The sequence below is a fragment of the Pseudomonas sp. W2Aug9 genome (assembly GCF_023127755.1).
In the GTDB taxonomy this organism is placed as follows: domain Bacteria; phylum Pseudomonadota; class Gammaproteobacteria; order Pseudomonadales; family Pseudomonadaceae; genus Aquipseudomonas; species Aquipseudomonas synxantha_A.
The window spans coordinates 297345-314665 of the sequence record NZ_SPKL01000020.1 but is presented as its reverse complement, the minus strand read 5'-3'; the positions used below and the strand labels follow the sequence as shown (position 1 = coordinate 314665).

At 59.2% G+C, this 17321-nt stretch carries 14 protein-coding genes; 8 read left to right on the top strand and 6 right to left on the bottom strand.

Going from position 1 to position 17321, the window contains the following annotated elements; translation table 11 throughout:
* Positions 1-194 precede the first annotated feature (194 nt).
* From ntrC to glnA, 4 genes are all read right to left on the bottom strand, one after another.
* Positions 195-1631, bottom strand: coding sequence for a nitrogen regulation protein NR(I) (gene ntrC, locus E3O56_RS15035; protein ID WP_003187806.1), 1437 nt, complete (start codon positions 1629-1631; stop codon positions 195-197).
* Positions 1628-2713, bottom strand: coding sequence for a nitrogen regulation protein NR(II) (glnL, locus tag E3O56_RS15030; protein WP_005783937.1), 1086 nt, complete (start codon positions 2711-2713; stop codon positions 1628-1630). The genes ntrC and glnL overlap by 4 nt, the downstream gene beginning before the upstream one ends.
* A gap of 320 nt (positions 2714-3033) precedes the next feature.
* On the bottom strand, positions 3034-3570 hold the full coding sequence (locus E3O56_RS15025) for a chorismate mutase (RefSeq protein WP_032878353.1): 537 nt from the start codon (positions 3568-3570) through the stop codon (positions 3034-3036).
* 205 nt (positions 3571-3775) lie between these two features.
* Positions 3776-5182: a type I glutamate--ammonia ligase gene (glnA, locus tag E3O56_RS15020; protein ID WP_005783941.1), complete on the bottom strand. Its 1407-nt coding sequence runs from the start codon at positions 5180-5182 to the stop codon at positions 3776-3778.
* 334 nt (positions 5183-5516) lie between these two features.
* Here glnA and thiI point away from each other — a divergent pair, with 334 nt between their 5' ends.
* Together thiI and typA are read left to right on the top strand one after the other, a co-directional pair.
* Entirely contained in the window at positions 5517-6971 is a 1455-nt protein-coding gene (gene thiI / locus E3O56_RS15015) for a tRNA uracil 4-sulfurtransferase ThiI (protein WP_005783943.1), read from the top strand.
* A 139-nt stretch (positions 6972-7110) separates the two neighbouring features.
* Entirely contained in the window at positions 7111-8931 is a 1821-nt protein-coding gene (typA, locus tag E3O56_RS15010; RefSeq protein ID WP_005783945.1) for a translational GTPase TypA, read from the top strand.
* Between the two features lie 193 nt (positions 8932-9124).
* Here typA and E3O56_RS15005 read toward each other — a convergent pair whose 3' ends face one another.
* Positions 9125-9559, bottom strand: coding sequence for a YkgJ family cysteine cluster protein (locus tag E3O56_RS15005; RefSeq protein ID WP_003187815.1), 435 nt, complete (start codon positions 9557-9559; stop codon positions 9125-9127).
* Positions 9560-9796: 237 nt separating this feature from the next.
* Between E3O56_RS15005 and E3O56_RS15000 the strand changes: the two genes are divergently transcribed.
* From E3O56_RS15000 to E3O56_RS14985, 4 genes are all read left to right on the top strand, one after another.
* Complete coding sequence (locus tag E3O56_RS15000; protein WP_078820070.1) at positions 9797-12247, top strand: glycogen/starch/alpha-glucan phosphorylase; 2451 nt, start codon at positions 9797-9799, stop codon at positions 12245-12247.
* A gap of 183 nt (positions 12248-12430) precedes the next feature.
* Positions 12431-13441, top strand: a complete 1011-nt coding sequence (locus E3O56_RS14995; protein WP_032878350.1) for a class 1 fructose-bisphosphatase — start codon at positions 12431-12433, stop codon at positions 13439-13441.
* A gap of 176 nt (positions 13442-13617) precedes the next feature.
* Complete coding sequence (locus E3O56_RS14990) at positions 13618-13872, top strand: hypothetical protein (RefSeq protein ID WP_005783949.1); 255 nt, start codon at positions 13618-13620, stop codon at positions 13870-13872.
* 30 nt (positions 13873-13902) lie between these two features.
* On the top strand, positions 13903-14472 hold the full coding sequence (locus E3O56_RS14985; protein WP_032878349.1) for a lipocalin family protein: 570 nt from the start codon (positions 13903-13905) through the stop codon (positions 14470-14472).
* 51 nt (positions 14473-14523) lie between these two features.
* Here the strand turns inward: E3O56_RS14985 and E3O56_RS14980 are convergent, their stop codons facing one another.
* Entirely contained in the window at positions 14524-15888 is a 1365-nt protein-coding gene (locus E3O56_RS14980) for a formimidoylglutamate deiminase (protein ID WP_032878347.1), read from the bottom strand.
* 147 nt (positions 15889-16035) lie between these two features.
* Between E3O56_RS14980 and hutC the strand changes: the two genes are divergently transcribed.
* Positions 16036-16746 (top strand): histidine utilization repressor, encoded by a 711-nt coding sequence (gene hutC, locus E3O56_RS14975; RefSeq protein ID WP_171905445.1) that lies wholly within the window; start codon positions 16036-16038, stop codon positions 16744-16746.
* Positions 16743-17303, top strand: coding sequence for a HutD family protein (locus E3O56_RS14970; protein WP_248128480.1), 561 nt, complete (start codon positions 16743-16745; stop codon positions 17301-17303). The genes hutC and E3O56_RS14970 overlap by 4 nt, the downstream gene beginning before the upstream one ends.
* The last annotated feature ends 18 nt before the right edge of the window (positions 17304-17321 follow it).

The window sequence follows — 17321 nt, the reverse complement described above, 5'->3', positions numbered from 1 at the left end:
GTATCCAGCCCGTGCCCGATGCCGGTTCATGGTGCATTGAAGCGGTGCACAGTCGTGGAATTGCAGAGATCCAAATGTGGGAGGGGGCTTGCTCCCGATAGCGGTGGGTCAGACACAGATGTGGTGACTGAACTACTGCTATCGGGAGCAAGCCCCCTCCCACATTAGACTTTCAGTGGAACTGGGAGGTGTGATCAGGCCTCATCACCCTCATCATCATCCCCACCATCTACCTTCATCCCCAATTCCTTGATCTTGCGCGTCAGGGTATTGCGCCCCCAACCCAGTAGCACGGCCGCATCGCGACGACGGCCGGCGGTATGCTTCAACGCGGTCTCGATCATGATCCGCTCGAATGCCGGCACGGCGCTGTCCAGCAGGTTCGACTGGCCACGCGCCAGTGCCTGGTCGGCCCATTGACGCAGCGCTTGTTCCCAGTTGGTTACCGGTGCCGAATCCTGCGGCAGGCTCAGCAGCTCAGGCGGCAGGTCGCTGATATGCACTTCACGCCCGGAGGCCATTACGGTGATCCAGCGGCAGGTGTTCTCCAGCTGGCGCACGTTGCCGGGCCACGGCAGGTTCTTGAGGTATTCCTCGGTCTCGCTTTTCAGCAGCTTCGGCTCTACGGCCAGCTCCAGGGCGGCGCGGCTGAGGAAGTGGCGGGCGAGGGTGGGGATGTCTTCGCGGCGGTCCGACATGCGCGGGATATGGATGCGGATCACATTGAGGCGGTGGAACAAGTCCTCACGGAACTTGCCCGCGTGTACCAGGGTTTCGAGGTTCTGGTGGGTGGCCGCAATGATGCGCACATCAACCTTGACCGGTGTGTGCCCGCCGACACGATAGAACTCACCGTCCGCCAACACCCGTAGCAAGCGGGTCTGGGTATCGGCCGGCATGTCGCCGATCTCATCGAGAAACAGCGTGCCGCCGTCGGCCTGTTCAAAGCGCCCGCGCCGCAGGTTGGCCGCGCCGGTAAACGCGCCTTTCTCATGGCCGAACAGCTCGGACTCCATCAGGTCCTTGGGGATCGCCGCCATGTTCAGCGCGATAAACGGAGAGGCCGCACGCGGGCTGTGGCGGTGCAGAGCATGGGCCACCAGCTCTTTACCGGTGCCCGACTCGCCATTGATCAGCACAGTGATGTTGGAGTGGCTCAAGCGCCCGATGGCGCGAAACACTTCCTGCATCGCCGGCGCTTCACCGATGATTTCCGGGGTGCGGGTCAGGGTTGGCGGGGCTTCCTGGTTCTGTTGTTCCTGGGCGTGCTGGTTGGCGCGCTTGACCAGCGCCACCGCCTCATCCACGTCGAATGGCTTGGGCAGGTATTCAAAGGCGCCGCCCTGGTAGGACGCGACAGCGCTGTCCAGGTCCGAGTGCGCAGTCATGATGATCACCGGCAAGCGCGGGTGCTGCTCGCGGATGCGCGCCAGCAAGTCCAGGCCGCTTGCGCCGGGCATACGAATGTCGGAGATGATCACGTCCGGCTGCTGGCGTGCCAGGCGGCTCATCACTCCGTCGGCGCTGTCGAAGCTCTGGGTGGTCATGCCTTCCTGTTGCAAGGCTTTTTCCAGGACCCAACGGATAGAACGGTCGTCATCGACGATCCAGACAGTTTCACTACGGCTCATGTCGTGGGGGCTCCTTGTTCCAATGGCAGGAAGATCGAGAACGTGGTGTGGCCGGGATGGCTCTCACATTCGATCAGGCCCTGGTGCTGGCTGATGATGTTCTGGGTAATGGCCAGGCCCAGCCCGGTACCGTCCGGGCGGCCACTGACCATGGGGAAGAAGATGGTTTCCTGCAGTTCGGCGGGAATGCCGGGGCCGTTGTCGATGATCTCGACCTTGGTCACCAGGCGATGGCGCACATGGCCGATGGTGAACTGGCGCAGGGCGCGGGTGCGCAAACTGATGCGGCCCAGGCGCAGCTCGTTTTGGCTGCTGATGGCTTGCATGGCGTTGCGCACGATATTGAGCACCGCCTGGATCATCTGCTCGCGGTCGATCAATACATCGGGAATGCTTGGGTCATAGTCGCGTACCAGGGTGATACAGCCCTGGCTTTCGGCCTCGACCAGTTGGCAGACGCGCTCCAGCACCTCATGCACGTTGGTCATCGCCAATGACGGCAACTTGTTGGAGCCGAGCATCCGGTCCACCAGGTTACGCAGGCGGTCGGCTTCTTCGATGATGACGTTGGTGTAGTCCTTGAGATGCTCCTCGGGCAGCTCGCGGGCCAGCAGCTGCGCGGCGCCGCGAATCCCGCCGAGCGGGTTCTTGATCTCGTGAGCCAGGCCGCGCACCAGCATCTTGCTGGTTTCCTGCTTGGACAGCTGCGCCTCTTCCTTGGTGATGCGCAGCAGGCGGTCGCGGGGGTGTACTTCGAGCAATAGCAGCGTGGCGCCATTGCTCAGAATGGGGGTTACGGCGTAATCGACCGTCAGGGTCTGGCCGGTGAGGGCGGTGAGCATCGCTTCGCGCTTGGTGAACGGATGTGCCTGCTCCACGGCCTGGCGCAACGAGCTCAAGGCTTCGGCCGACTCGGTGAACAGCTCGCTGATGAACTGCCCATGGCTGCGCTGGCCGCTGATGGCCAGGAGCATCTCCGCCGCCGGGTTCATGTACTCAAGGCGCAGGTCGGCATTGAGCAGGATGGTCGCGGTGGTCAGGTTGTCGAGTAACAAACGGTGCAGTGCATCGCTGATGGTCATCGGGACCTCTTTTGGAGCAAGGCGCAGGCTTGAGGCACACGCTGATACAAGGAAAATGCAAAAACCAAACCAAGGCTCCGAAAAGAAGCGTTAAAGCCCTGAAATAGGGGTTTGTGGCGCGAAACTGTGGCGTTCTGCCAGCTTTGTCGGGAAGATTCGAACCAAAATGGGCTGTGGCTGGAGTAAGGGTGCAACCTATCGCACCAATATAGTGCGGTTTTGTGAAGGTTGTTCAGGAAGCTGCCAGAGATGGCCCTGAATGCATACAGTCCAAATGTGGGAAGGGGCTTGCTCCCACATTTTTACCGGGTTTGCAGTCATTAACCTTTGTAGATGCAGAGTTCGGCGGTGGCGCGGATCATTGCCAGTTGGCGCAGCGGATCATTCAGCGGCTCATGCACGGCGGTGGCCAGCCATTGGGGGCACTGTGGATCGGCACGGTGCGGGGTGAAGTCGGCCAGTTGTTGCAGCAGGCGTTTTTGCAGCTCATCCAGCTGCGGGCGAATCTGCTTGATCAGGTCCGGGCGCGGCTCGTCTGGGGCTTTACCCTGGAACTGCCAGTCGGACAGGTGGGTGTATTGCACCAGTTTGTTCGCTTCGATCTGTGCCGAGAAAAACTGCTCGGCGGCGGCGGGGTCAAGCTTGTAGCTCGGGGCTTGGGCGACGACGCTGGCGATCACTTCCTGCTCGCGGTTTTTGTCTTCGACGGGTTTGTGGCTGTCCCATTTGCTCAAGGCCACCTGATCGGCAATCTCCAGGCGTTCGGCGATGCTGTTGAGCAGTGGCTCCAAGGTAGGTGGGGCGGCGTAAACACCGGCGCTGACGAACAGCAGGGCGAACACGAATTTATGTTTCAACGCAGATCTCCTTGTGGGAGGGGGCTTGCTCCCGATGGCGGTGTGTCAGTAACACACATATTGCCTGACACTCTGCCATCGGGAGCAAGCCCCCTCCCACCTTTTTGATTGGGTTTGCAGATTTGAAGCTGCATAACGCCCAGGCAAAAAAAAGACCTCCCGAAGGAGGTCTTTTTCATCACGCTACCTTAGCAACGCTACCGGATCAGCAGCTGTAGTACAGCTCGTATTCCAGTGGGTGTACGAAGGTGCGCACCTTGATTTCTTCTTCGCTTTTCAGGGCGATGTAAGCGTCGATGAAGTCGTCGCTGAACACGCCGCCTTTGGTCAGGAACGCACGGCCCTTGTCCAGCTCTTCCAGGGCTTCTTTCAGGCTGCCGCACACTTGTGGGATCTCTTTGGCCTCTTCAGGCGGCAGGTCGTACAAGTTCTTGTCGGCGGCGTCGCCAGGGTGGATCTTGTTCTGGATACCGTCCAGGCCGGCCATGACCAGTGCAGCGAAGGCCAGGTATGGGTTGGCAGCCGGGTCCGGGAAGCGAGCTTCGATACGGCGAGCGCGCGGGCTGGACACGTAAGGAATACGGATCGAGGCAGAGCGGTTACGCGCCGAGTAGGCCAGCATTACCGGAGCTTCGAAACCTGGGACCAGACGCTTGTAGGAGTTGGTCGACGGGTTGGTGAAGCCGTTCAGGGCCTTACCGTGCTTGATGATGCCGCCGATGAAGTACAGGGCGGTGTCGGACAGGCCGGCATAACCTTCACCTGCGAAGGTGTTCTTGCCTTCTTTGGCGATGGACAGGTGAACGTGCATGCCCGAACCGTTATCGCCGTACAGAGGCTTGGGCATGAAGGTAGCGGTACGGCCGTAAGCGACGGCAGTGTTGTGTACGCAGTACTTCAGGGTCTGAACTTCGTCAGCCTTGGCCACCAGGGTGTTGAACTTCACACCGATTTCGTTCTGGCCGGCAGTCGCCACTTCGTGGTGATGCACTTCGATGACCAGGCCCATGTCTTCCATGGCGTTGCACATGGAGGTACGGATTTCGTGGTCGTGGTCGAACGGTGGAACCGGGAAGTAGCCGCCTTTGATGCCTGGACGGTGGCCATGGTTGCCGCCTTCCACGTCCTGGTCGGACATCCACGAACCTTGTTCGGAGTAGATCTTGAACATGGAGCCGGAGATGTCGGACTTGAACTTCACCTGGTCGAAGATGAAGAACTCTGGCTCCGGGCCCACGAATACAGTGTCACCAATACCGGTGGACTTCAGGTATTCCTCGGCACGCTTGGCGATCGCACGTGGGTCGCGGTCGTAGCCTTGCATGGTCGACGGTTCGATCACGTCGCAGACCAGGATCAGGGTCGGCTCTTCGGTGAACGGGTCCAGCACGGCAGTGCTGTCGTCCGGCATCAGGATCATGTCGGAAGCTTCAATGCCTTTCCAGCCGGCGATGGAGGAACCGTCGAACATTTTGCCTTCTTCGAAGAAAGCATCATCCAGCGCGTCGCGAGCCGGCATGGTCACGTGGTGCTGAGTGCCTTTTGTGTCCGTGAAGCGCAGATCAATCCATTTAACGTCATGATCTTTGATGAGTTGAACCGACTTCGACATGGTGTCCTCCGGGTGGCTTCGGGCTTGGGTAGTGGAGTTAGCCCTTAGAATGTGGGTGATGCCGGCGCGGATACTCCGCCAAGGCAACCTGCCTCACAAGAGAGCAAATTACATGCCAGTGCGCCAACATGGTCTTTTTGCCTCAAAATGGCCCCTATAGCGGTGCAATAGGCCAAAGCGCGAGAAATAGCGCACTGCAATGTAGCGTTTATTTGTGTAAATGACCTGTTTTGGTGCGTTGCACGTTCGATGCATATTAACTGGTTAAACCTTGAGCGATTTCCGCTATAATCCGCGCCCCCCTTTTTCAGCAGGCCCGGCGCGCGCTGTTTCCATGAAATTAATCGTTAAAGTCTTCCCCGAGATCACCATCAAAAGCCGACCGGTACGGACGCGTTTCATCCGTCAGTTGGCCAAGAACATCCGTGCCGTGCTCCGTGACCTGGACCCGGCTGTGGTGGTGAACGGCGTGTGGGACAACCTCGAGCTGGAAACCCGCATTACCGACGCCAAAGCCTTGAAGGACATGACCGAGCGCCTGAGCTGCATGCCGGGCATCGCGCATTTCCTGCAGGTGGATGAGTACCCGCTGGGCGACTTCGACGACATCACCGAAAAGTGCAAGCAGCACTACGGCAGTGCGCTTGAAGGGAAGATTTTTTCGGTGCGCTGCAAGCGTGCCGGCAAGCACACCTTCAGCTCCATGGATGTCGAGAAATACGTCGGCAGCAAGCTGCGTCGCGAGTGCGGCGCCGCTGGAATTTCCCTTAAAGCGCCGCAAATTGAAGTGCGCATGGAAATTCGCGACCAACGGTTGTTTGTGATCCACAGCCAGCACAACAGCATCGGCGGCTACCCGCTGGGCGCCCTGGAACAGACCCTGGTATTGATGTCCGGCGGTTTCGATTCCACGGTGGCGGCCTACCAGATCATGCGCCGCGGCCTGATGAGCCACTTCTGCTTCTTTAACCTGGGCGGGCGTGCCCATGAATTGGGCGTGATGGAAGTTGCGCACTTTATCTGGAAGAAGTACGGCAGCTCCCAGCGCGTGCTATTTGTAAGCGTGCCGTTCGAGGAAGTGCTGGGCGAAATTCTCGGCAAAGTCGATAACAGTCATATGGGCGTGGTATTGAAGCGTATGATGTTGCGCGCCGCGTCCCGAATCGCCGATCAATTGCAGATCGACGCGCTGGTGACCGGCGAGGCGATTTCCCAGGTGTCCAGCCAGACGCTGCCGAACCTGTCGATCATCGACTGCGTCACCGAGAAGCTGGTGTTGCGCCCGCTGATCGCCAGCCACAAGCAGGACATCATCGACCTGGCAGAGCAAATCGGCACCGCCGACTTTGCCAAGCACATGCCCGAGTACTGTGGGGTCATCTCGGTGAACCCCAAGACCCACGCCAAGCGTCACCGCGTGGAGCATGAAGAGAAAGAATTCGACATGGCGATTCTGGAGCGTGCGCTCGAGAACGCCAAGCTGGTCCCAATCGATCGGGTGATCGACGAGTTGGGCCAGGATGTAAAAATCGAAGAAGTCAGCGAAGCCCTGGCCGGCCAGATCGTCATCGACATCCGTCACCCGGATGCCGCTGAGGATGAGCCGCTGGAAATCGCCGGCATCGACGTGCAAACGCTGCCGTTCTACGCACTGAACGCGCGTTTCAAGGAACTGGATAACAGCCGTCAGTACCTGTTGTATTGCGACAAAGGCGTGATGAGTCGCCTGCATGCCCACCATTTGCTCAGTGAGGGGCATGCCAATGTGCGCGTTTATCGACCGAGCTAAGAGCCCGGGGCTGTTTGCCTGTGGCCTGCGTCACCGGCCCCCCGACTCTGCCGTCAAGCTGTAACGGCAAGGCCTGACTCTACTGTTAATCGCTGCCACGACCTGTCAGCACACCGAATCCTCTGATCGAGATACACAAGTGATCGAAAATCTACGTAACATCGCCATCATTGCTCACGTTGACCATGGTAAAACCACCCTGGTAGACAAACTCCTGCGTCAATCCGGCACCCTGGAGCGCAACGAGCTCAACGACGAGCGCGTGATGGACTCCAACGACCAGGAAAAAGAGCGCGGTATTACCATCCTGGCAAAAAACACCGCCATCAACTGGAACGGCTACCACATCAACATCGTGGACACCCCGGGCCACGCCGACTTCGGCGGCGAAGTAGAACGCGTAATGTCGATGGTTGACTCCGTTCTGCTGCTGGTTGACGCTCAAGACGGCCCTATGCCGCAAACCCGTTTCGTGACCAAGAAGGCTTTCGAAGCCGGCCTGCGTCCGATCGTGTGCATCAACAAGGTTGACCGTCCAGGCGCGCGTCCGGACTGGGTTCTGGACCAGATCTTCGACCTGTTCGACAACCTGGGTGCCACCGAAGAACAGCTGGACTTCCAGGTCATCTACGCCTCGGCCCTGAACGGTATTGCTGGTCTTGACCACACCGACATGGCTGAAGACATGACCCCGCTGTACCAGTCGATCGTCGACAACGTACCCGCGCCGAAAGTTGACCGTGACGGCCCGTTCCAGATGCAAATCTCGGCACTGGACTACAACAGCTTCCTGGGTGTTATCGGCGTTGGCCGTATCGCTCGTGGTAGCGTCAAGCCGAACACCCCGGTTGTCGCTATCGGCGCCGACGGCAAGAAGCGTAACGGTCGTATCCTGAAGCTGATGGGTCACCACGGTCTGCACCGCATCGACGTTGAAGAAGCTTTCGCTGGCGACATCGTATGCGTAAGCGGCATGGACTCGCTGTTCATCTCCGACACCCTGTGCCAGCCGGACAACGTTGAGGCGATGAAGCCTCTGACCGTTGACGAGCCAACCGTTTCCATGACCTTCCAGGTAAACGACTCGCCGTTCTGCGGTAAAGAAGGCAAGTTCGTGACCTCCCGTAACATCAAGGAGCGTCTGGACAAGGAGCTGCTGTACAACGTTGCTCTGCGCGTTGAAGAAGGCGACTCGGCTGACAAGTTCAAGGTCTCCGGCCGTGGTGAGCTGCACCTCTCGGTACTGATCGAAACCATGCGTCGCGAAGGCTTCGAAATGGGTGTTGGTCGTCCGGAAGTGATCATCCGTACTGTTGACGGCGTGAAGCAGGAACCGTTCGAAAACGTCACCATCGACACCCCTGAAGAATCCCAGGGCAAGGTCATGGAAGAGATGGGCCTGCGTAAGGGCGACCTGACCAACATGGTGCCGGATGGCAAAGGCCGTGTACGTCTGGAATACAACATCCCTGCTCGTGGTCTGATCGGTTTCCGTAACCAGTTCCTGACCCTGACCAACGGTGCTGGCATCCTGACCTCGATCTTCGATCGCTACGACACCATGAAGTCCGGCGACATGTCCGGCCGTCAGAACGGTGTTCTGGTATCGGTAGAAACCGGCAAGGCGCTGACCTACTCCCTGGAAACCCTCCAGGCGCGTGGCAAGCTGTTCGTTGAACACGGTCAAGAGATCTACAACGGCCAGATCGTTGGTCTGAACAGCCGTGACAACGACATGGGCGTCAACCCAACCAAAGGCAAGAAGCTCGACAACATGCGTGCTTCGGGCAAAGACGAAACCATCGCTCTGGTCCCACCTGTTCGCTTCACCCTGGAACAGGCCCTGGAATTCATCCAGGACGACGAGCTGTGCGAAGTCACGCCTAAGTCGATCCGCCTGCGTAAGAAGATCCTGGACGAAGGCGAGCGTACCCGCGCTGCCAAGAAAGCCAAGAACTGAGTTAACTCAGGCTGAATGAAAAACGCCCCCGGTCGAAAGGCCGGGGGCGTTTTTTTGTGCCCGCAGTTTGTGTGTCGTCTTTACTGGCTCCATCGCAGGCAAGCCAGCTCCCACAGTTGAATGTGTTCCCAAATCAAAATGTGGGAGGGGGCTTGCCCCCGATGAGGCCCTTCAGAACACTACAAAACCCGAGTCAGAATTTATCGAGAGTCTTGAAGTTGGTCTCGCGTACCACTTCCTTGGGCTTGTAAGCGCAATACCCCGGCCGCGGCCCGATTTTCGGGTGGTTGCGGCAAGTATCCGGGCGCTTGTCATAAATAGTGCAGAAGCGCGTCTTACGATCCAGATACAGGCAGTCGTTGTTGCTCATGCGCTGCAGGGTAAAAATCTCGGATTTGTTGTTGTAGCGCTCGACGATGCCTTCTTTCTGCAAACGCTTGGCGATGTTCTTCGGCGGGTCGCCGCGCTCGAACTCGTCGACGATGCCAATGCGGATCAGGTCCTTGATCTTCACCTCAACCGGCAGGGTGCAACAGCTGGACACGCAGCCGCCGCACATGTGGGCGGAATATTTCTGCCACGTTTCGAGACGGTCGAGTTCCGCGGCGGCGATCAGTTGAGGCTTCATCAGGGTTCCAGGGTGGGGCGGTATACGGGCGCGGGATCATACCGGGATTGGTGGTTTTTTGAACAATATTTTGCAGGTTTCAGCTCAAAGGCTTCGCCGCGGCCTGATCGGGCACGACCCCTGCATCAAATTCAGCCAATGGTGAATGAGTTAAAAAACTGCCGAACCAGCACGTCTACCGTCTGTCAGACCGACTAGGCTCTAGCAACTCCTTCAATCTCGCCCGAGGTCGCACCGATGTCTCAGGAACCGCTTGCACGAGAAGCAGAGGTAGCCGCATTCCGCGATGCTGTCTTGACCAAACTCACCTACGCGGTGGGCAAAGACCCGGATCACGCCTTTGACCATGACTGGTTCGAAGCCATTGCCCTGGCCGCCCGCGACCAGATGGTCGATCACTGGATGGACCACACGCGGCGTATTTATCGCAAAGGCCAGAAGCGCGTTTATTACCTCTCGCTGGAATTTCTCATTGGCCGTCTGTTGTACGACAGCCTGAGCAATCTGGGCGTGTTGGAGATCGCCCGTGAAGCGCTGTCGGAGTTGGGCGTCGATCTGGAGCGCATCCGCCTGCTTGAGCCCGACGCGGCGCTCGGCAATGGTGGCCTGGGCCGTCTGGCGGCGTGCTTTATGGAAAGCATGTCGACCTTGGGGATTGCCGGGCATGGCTATGGCATTCGCTATGAGCACGGCTTGTTCCGCCAGGCCATCGTTGATGGCTGGCAGCAGGAGCAGACCGAACGCTGGCTGGATTTTGGTAACCCTTGGGAGTTCGAACGCGCCGAAGTGATTTACCCGATCGGCTTTGGCGGCAGCGTCGAAACCCTGGCGGACGCCTCCGGCAAGATGATCCAGGTGTGGTCGCCCAACGAAACTGTCAGGGCTGTTGCCTATGACACCCCGGTAGTCGGCTGGCGTGGCGCCAGCGTCAACACCCTGCGCCTTTGGCGTGCACGGGCAGTGGAAGACTTGCACCTGGAGCGCTTCAATGCCGGTGACCACTTGGGCGCCGTCGCCGAAGTAGCCCGTGCCGAAAGCATCTCTCGCGTGCTTTACCCGGCCGACAGCACCGAAGCGGGGCAGGAACTGCGCCTGCGCCAGGAGTACTTCTTCGTTTCGGCGTCTTTGCAGGATTTGCTGCGCCGCCACAAGAACATGCACGGTTCGGTGCTGAGCCTGGGCGAACACGCCGCGATCCAGCTCAACGACACCCATCCGTCCATCGCCGTGGCCGAGCTGATGCGCCAACTGGTCGACCTGCATGACGTGCCGTGGGAAGCCGCGTGGGATGTCACCGTCGAAACCCTGTCGTACACCAACCACACCTTGCTGCCCGAAGCGCTGGAAACCTGGCCCGTAGGTCTGATGGAGCGCATGTTGCCCCGGCACATGCAGATCATCTACCTGATCAACGCCCAACACATCGACTCGCTGCGCGCCAAGGGCATCCACGACTTCGACGTACTGCGCGCCGTCTCGCTGATCGAAGAGGACAACGGCCGCCGCGTGCGCATGGGCAACCTGGCATTCCTCGGCTCCCATAGCGTCAACGGTGTATCGGGCCTGCATACCCAGTTGATGCGCAGCACGGTGTTCTCCGAGCTGCACAAGCTGTATCCCGAGCGCATCAACAATAAAACCAACGGCATCACCTTCCGCCGCTGGTTGTACCAGGCCAACCCCAAGCTGACCGATATGCTGGTGGAAGCCCTGGGGCCGGATATTCTCGACCAGCCCGAGCAGCGCTTGATCGAATTGGAGCCGTTCGCCGAGAAGCAGGCTTTCCGCAAGTCCTTCGCTGAACAGCGCCTGCACAGCAAGCGGGCACTGGCCCAGATCATCCATGAGCGCCTGGGTATCGCGATCAACCCGGCGGCGATGTTCGATGTGCAGGTCAAGCGCATTCATGAGTACAAGCGCCAACTGCTCAACCTGCTGCACACCGTGGCGCTGTACCAGGCGATCCGCGCCGAGCCGGGCACCGACTGGGTGCCACGGGTGAAAATCTTCGCCGGCAAGGCTGCAGCCAGCTACCACCAGGCCAAGCTGATCATCAAGCTGACCAACGACATCGCCCGCACCGTCAACAACGACCCGACCGTGCGCGGTTTGCTCAAAGTGGTGTTCCTGCCCAACTACAACGTCAGCCTGGCGGAGAGCATCATTCCGGCGGCGGACTTGTCGGAGCAGATTTCCACTGCCGGCTTTGAAGCATCGGGTACCAGCAACATGAAGTTCGGCCTCAACGGCGCGCTGACCATCGGCACCATGGACGGCGCCAACGTGGAGATGCACGAGCGGGTCGGTGCCGAGCACATGTTTATCTTCGGCCTCAGTGCCCAGCAGGTGGAAGCCCGCAAGCACGCCGGTGAGTTCAACGCCGGGCCGGACATCGCCGCGTCCCATCGCTTGAACGACGTGTTGCAAGCGATCCGTGGCGGGGTGTTCTCGCCGGATGATCCGGGGCGCTATGTGGGCCTGATCGATGGGCTGATCGACTACGACCGTTTCCTGGTGTGTGCCGACTTTGACTCCTACTGGGATGCCCAGGCGCGGGTCGAAGCCCACTGGCACGACTCCAAGGAATGGTGGCGCTCGGCGGTGCTCAATACCGCGCGCATGGGCTGGTTCAGCTCGGACCGGACCATCCGCGAGTACGCCACCGAGATCTGGAAAGCCCTCGACTGACCACTGCGGTTAAAAAATGTGGGAGGTGGCAAGCCCCTTCCCACATGGGTTCTGCGATGTTGGAGAGGGTCGTGGCGCCAGGTCGTGAACTCTATTGGCGTTAAATCCTCTGATTAGAGGAAATAACCCTCGACTCGCGTTAAACTGCGCGGGTTTTCAGCCCCCCATTCTCCGGAGCCTTCCATGTCCCGCGTTACCCTGAGTCGCTATTTGATCGAGCAGACCCGCAGCAACAACACGCCTGCCGATCTGCGCTTCCTTATCGAAGTGGTGGCGCGTGCTTGCAAGGAAATCAGCCACGCCGTTTCCAAAGGCGCACTGGGCGGCGTCCTGGGCAGCATGGGCACTGAAAACGTCCAAGGTGAAGTGCAGAAGAAGCTCGACGTACTCTCCAATGAAATCCTGCTCGAAGCCAACGAATGGGGCGGTCACCTGGCCGGCATGGCGTCCGAAGAAATGGACAATGCCTACCAGATCCCTGGCAAGTACCCGAAAGGCGCTTACCTGCTGGTATTCGACCCACTGGACGGTTCGTCCAACATCGACATCAATGCACCGGTCGGCACCATCTTCTCGGTACTGCGTTGCCCGAATGAATACCTGAGCCAGAACGAAGCCCTGAACGAAAAGGCCTTCCTGCAGCCGGGCACCGAGCAGGTCGCTGCCGGTTATGCCATCTACGGTCCACAGACCATGCTGGTGCTGACCCTGGGCGATGGCGTCAAAGGCTTCACCCTGGACCGCGAAATGGGCAGCTTCGTGCTGACCCACGAAGACATTTCGATTCCTGCTTCTACCCAGGAATTCGCCATCAACATGTCTAACCAGCGTCACTGGGAAGAACCGGTGAAACGCTACGTCAACGAGTTGATGGAAGGCGAAGAAGGCCCGTTGAAGAAGAACTTCAATATGCGCTGGGTCGCTGCGATGGTTGCCGATGTGCACCGCATCCTGACCCGTGGTGGCCTGTTCATGTACCCACGAGACAGCCGCGAGCCGTCCAAGCCGGGCAAACTGCGCCTGATGTACGAAGCCAACCCGATGTCGTTCCTGGTTGAGCAGGCAGGCGGTGCGTCCACCGATGGCCACCAGCGCATCCTCGACATCCAGCCTGAAGGTTTGCACCAGCGTGTGGCGGTGTTCCTGGGTTCCAAGGAAGAAGTTGAGCGTGTGACCAGCTACCACAAGAAGTAATACACGGCGATAAGTTATCCACTGGGTTGTGAGGCCGTTCACCCTTGAAGAAGCCCCGAAACGTTTCAGCGTTTTCGGGGCTTTTTTGTTTTCGCTCGTCGGGAACCAGACACCCCTTTTCCCTTCTAAGCTTCTGGCAGATACCCCAGCTGCTTTGTCTCTCCAGGAGCTTTTCCATGTCTTTACGCCGTCTCGCCCTGCTGACTTTTTGCGTGCTGTTAGCCGCTTGCAGCAAGGTCACTCAAGAAAACTACCAGAAACTGTCGGCTGGCATGGCCAAGGCCGAGGTGGAGTCGTTGCTGGGTAAGCCGACCGATTGTTCCGGTGCGCTGGGCATGTCCAGCTGCACCTGGGGCGATAAAAACAGCTTTATCAGCGTGCAGTACGCCGGTGACAAAGTTCTGATGTTTTCCGGGCAAGGCCTGAAGTAAACCGGGGCGCGAGCCTGCGGGAGAAGAAGAATGATGCGTTTTGTTTTGTTCCTTTGCGCCAGCCTGTTTTTGGCGGGCTGCGCCAGCCATTCTGGCGATGATCTGCAACCCAAGACGGCAACCAACGTCAACCTCAAGCGTTACCAGGGCACCTGGTATGAGTTGGCCCGATTGCCGATGTACTTCCAGCGCAACTGCGCGCAGTCCGAGGCGCGTTACACCTTGCTGCCGGATGGCGACATGTCGGTGTTCAACCGCTGCCTGACGCCTGAATGGAAGTGGCAAGAAGCCAAAGGCACGGCCACGCCGCAGGTGCCTGGCAAAACCGACAAGCTCTGGGTGGAATTCAATAACTGGTTTACGTCACTGTTGCCGGGCGTTGCCAAGGGCGATTACTGGGTGCTGTATGTCAGCGATGACTACAAGACCGCCATCGTCGGCAGCCCGAGCCGGCGCTACATGTGGATCCTGTCGCGCACGCCGACGGTGAGTGCCGAGACGCGCGAGGACCTGTTGAGCAGGGCGCGACAGCAGGGGTATGACACTACGCGGTTGATCTGGCGTACTTCAGATAAACAAATGGCCAAGAGTTCGCAGTAATCAAATGTGGGAGGGGGCTTGCTCCCTCCCACATTTGTTAGGTGTTGGCCGTTAGCCCAACAAAGCCTTCAGGACCTGGGTGAATGCCCGGTTGCTTTCCTCTTCACCGGCATGATGCCCATCCCGCACCACCCATTTGCCATTGACCAGCACATCGCGCACCTGCCGATCGCCACCAGCGAAGAGCCAGCGGTTGAGAATCCCATCCTCACTGGCGGTCGCCAGGTACGGGTCGCTACCGTCCAGCACAATCCAATCCGCCCGCTTGCCGACTTCCAGCCGCCCGATCGGCTGGCCAAGCGCCTGTGCGCCACCATCCAGCGCAGCATCGAACAGCGTGCGGCCAACCATTGGCTGATCACTGCGATACAGGCGATTACGCCGTTGATCGCGAAGACGCTGGCCGTATTCCAGCCAACGTAATTCCTCCACCACGCTCAGTGAAACATGGCTGTCGGAGCCGATACCCATGCGTCCGCCCTGGGCAAGGAAATCCACCGCCGGGAAAATCCCATCGCCCAGGTTGGCTTCGGTGGTCAGGCACAAACCGGCAATCGCTCGGCTGTTGGCCATGCGCGTCACTTCGTCAGCATCGGCATGAGTGGCGTGCACCAGGCACCAGCGCTCGTCCACTTCAACGTTGTCATACAGCCATTGCAGCGGGCGCTTGCCGCTCCAGGCCAGGCAATCGTCGACTTCTTTTTGCTGCTCGGCGATATGGATATGCACCGGGCAGGTCTTGTCACTGGCCGCCAGCACTTGCTGGATCTGTTCGGGGGTGACCGCACGCAGGGAGTGGAAACACAGGCCCAGTTGCTGCGCAGGTTGTGCCGCCAGGATCGGCTGCAAACGCGCTTGCAGGTCCAGGTAGTGCTCGGTGCTATTGATAAACCGGCGCTGCCCCTCATTCGGCGCCTGGCCACCGAAACCTGCGTGGGTATAGAGCACCGGCAGCAAGGTCAGGCCGATCCCGCTGCTGGCGGCTGCCAGGCTGATCTGGCGTGACAGTTCCGTACGGTCGGCATAAGGCTGGCCGTTGGTATCGTGATGCACATAATGAAACTCGGCCACCGAGGTGTACCCAGCCTTGAGCATTTCGATATACAGCTGGCGGGCGATGACCTGTAACTGCTCGGGGTTGATCTTGCCGACCATGCGGTACATCAGGTCGCGCCAAGTCCAGAAACTGTCATTGGGGTTGCCGGCCACTTCGGCCAGACCTGCCATTGCGCGCTGGAAGGCATGGGAATGCAGGTTTGGCATGCCCGCCAATACTGGGCCTCTGAGCCGTTCGGCAGCGTCTGCACTGGCATTGGGCTCAACATGGGTCAGCAGGCCATCGGCGCTGACTTCAAGACGTACATCGTTGGCCCATCCATTAGGCAGCAGCGCGCGTTCGGCAAAGAAAGCGGACATGATCAAGGCACCCCGGTCGTGTGTTTATTTGTATATACATATACAGACGTTTGCCTGCTCGGTAAACTCCGGCAATCTATGCATCTTTTTCCCCTGCAAGGATTCCTCGTGCCGACTCCGCCTGCCAAGTCTTCGCTGGCTGCCCACATGGACGAAAGTCCGGCGCCCTTGTATGCCCGCGTCAAACAGATGATCAGCCAGCAGATCCTCAACGGCAACTGGCCGCCCCATTACCGCGTGCCGTCGGAAAGCGAACTGGTCAGCCAGCTGGGTTTCAGCCGCATGACCATTAACCGCGCCCTGCGTGAGCTTACCGCCGAAGGTCTGCTGGTGCGCATGCAAGGCGTGGGTACGTTCGTGGCCGAGCCGAAGAGCCAGTCGGCGCTGTTTGAAGTGCACAACATTGCCGATGAAATCGCTTCCCGCGGGCATCGGCACACGTGCCAGGTCATCACCCTGGGCGAAGAGGCCGCGGGTTCCGAACGCGCCGTCGCCCTGGAAATGCGTGAAGGTGGGCGAGTGTTCCACTCGTTGATTGTGCATTACGAGAACGATATTCCCGTGCAAATCGAAGATCGTTTCGTCAACGCCCTGGTTGCGCCGCAATATTTGCAGCAGGACTTCACCCAGCAAACCCCCTATGCCTATCTGAACCAGGTCGCGCCGTTGACCGAGGGTGAGCATGTGGTCGAAGCGATCCTTGCCGACGCAGCCGAGTGCAAGCTGTTGCAGATCGAGCCGAGCGAGCCGTGCCTGTTGATTCGCCGTCGCACCTGGTCGGGTCGCCAGCCGGTAACCGCTGCGCGATTGATCCACCCCGGTTCCCGTCACAGCCTGGAAGGACGTTTCAGCAAATGAGTACAGTGAAGGTCTGGCGCGCCGCCGACTACGTGCGCATGCCGTGGAAAAACGCTGGCGGCAGCACCGAAGAAATCAGCCGCGACGCCGGCACCGGCCTGGATGGATTTGGCTGGCGTGTGTCGATTGCCGATATCGCTGAGTCGGGTGGTTTTTCCACCTTCGCCGGTTACCAGCGCGTGATCACGGTGATCAAGGGCGCGGGCATGGTGTTGACCGTGGACGGCGAGGAGCAGCGCGGCTTGTTACCGTTGCAGCCGTTCGCGTTCCAGGGTGAAAGCCAGGTTTCCTGCCGCTTGATCACTGGGCCGATCCGCGACTTCAACCTGATCTACTCGCCCGAGCGTTACCATGCACGGTTGCAGTGGGTGGATGGTGTGCAGCAGTTTTTCAGCACGGCGCAGACGGTGTTGGTGTTCAGCGTGGCGGATGAGGTGAAGGTGTTGGGCGAGAAGCTCGGCCATCACGATTGCCTGCAAGTGGACGGTAACACTGGCTTGCTGGATATCTCGGTCAGCGGCCGCAGCTGCGTAATCGAATTGACCGCACTCGGTTAAAAACTGTGGGAGCTGGCT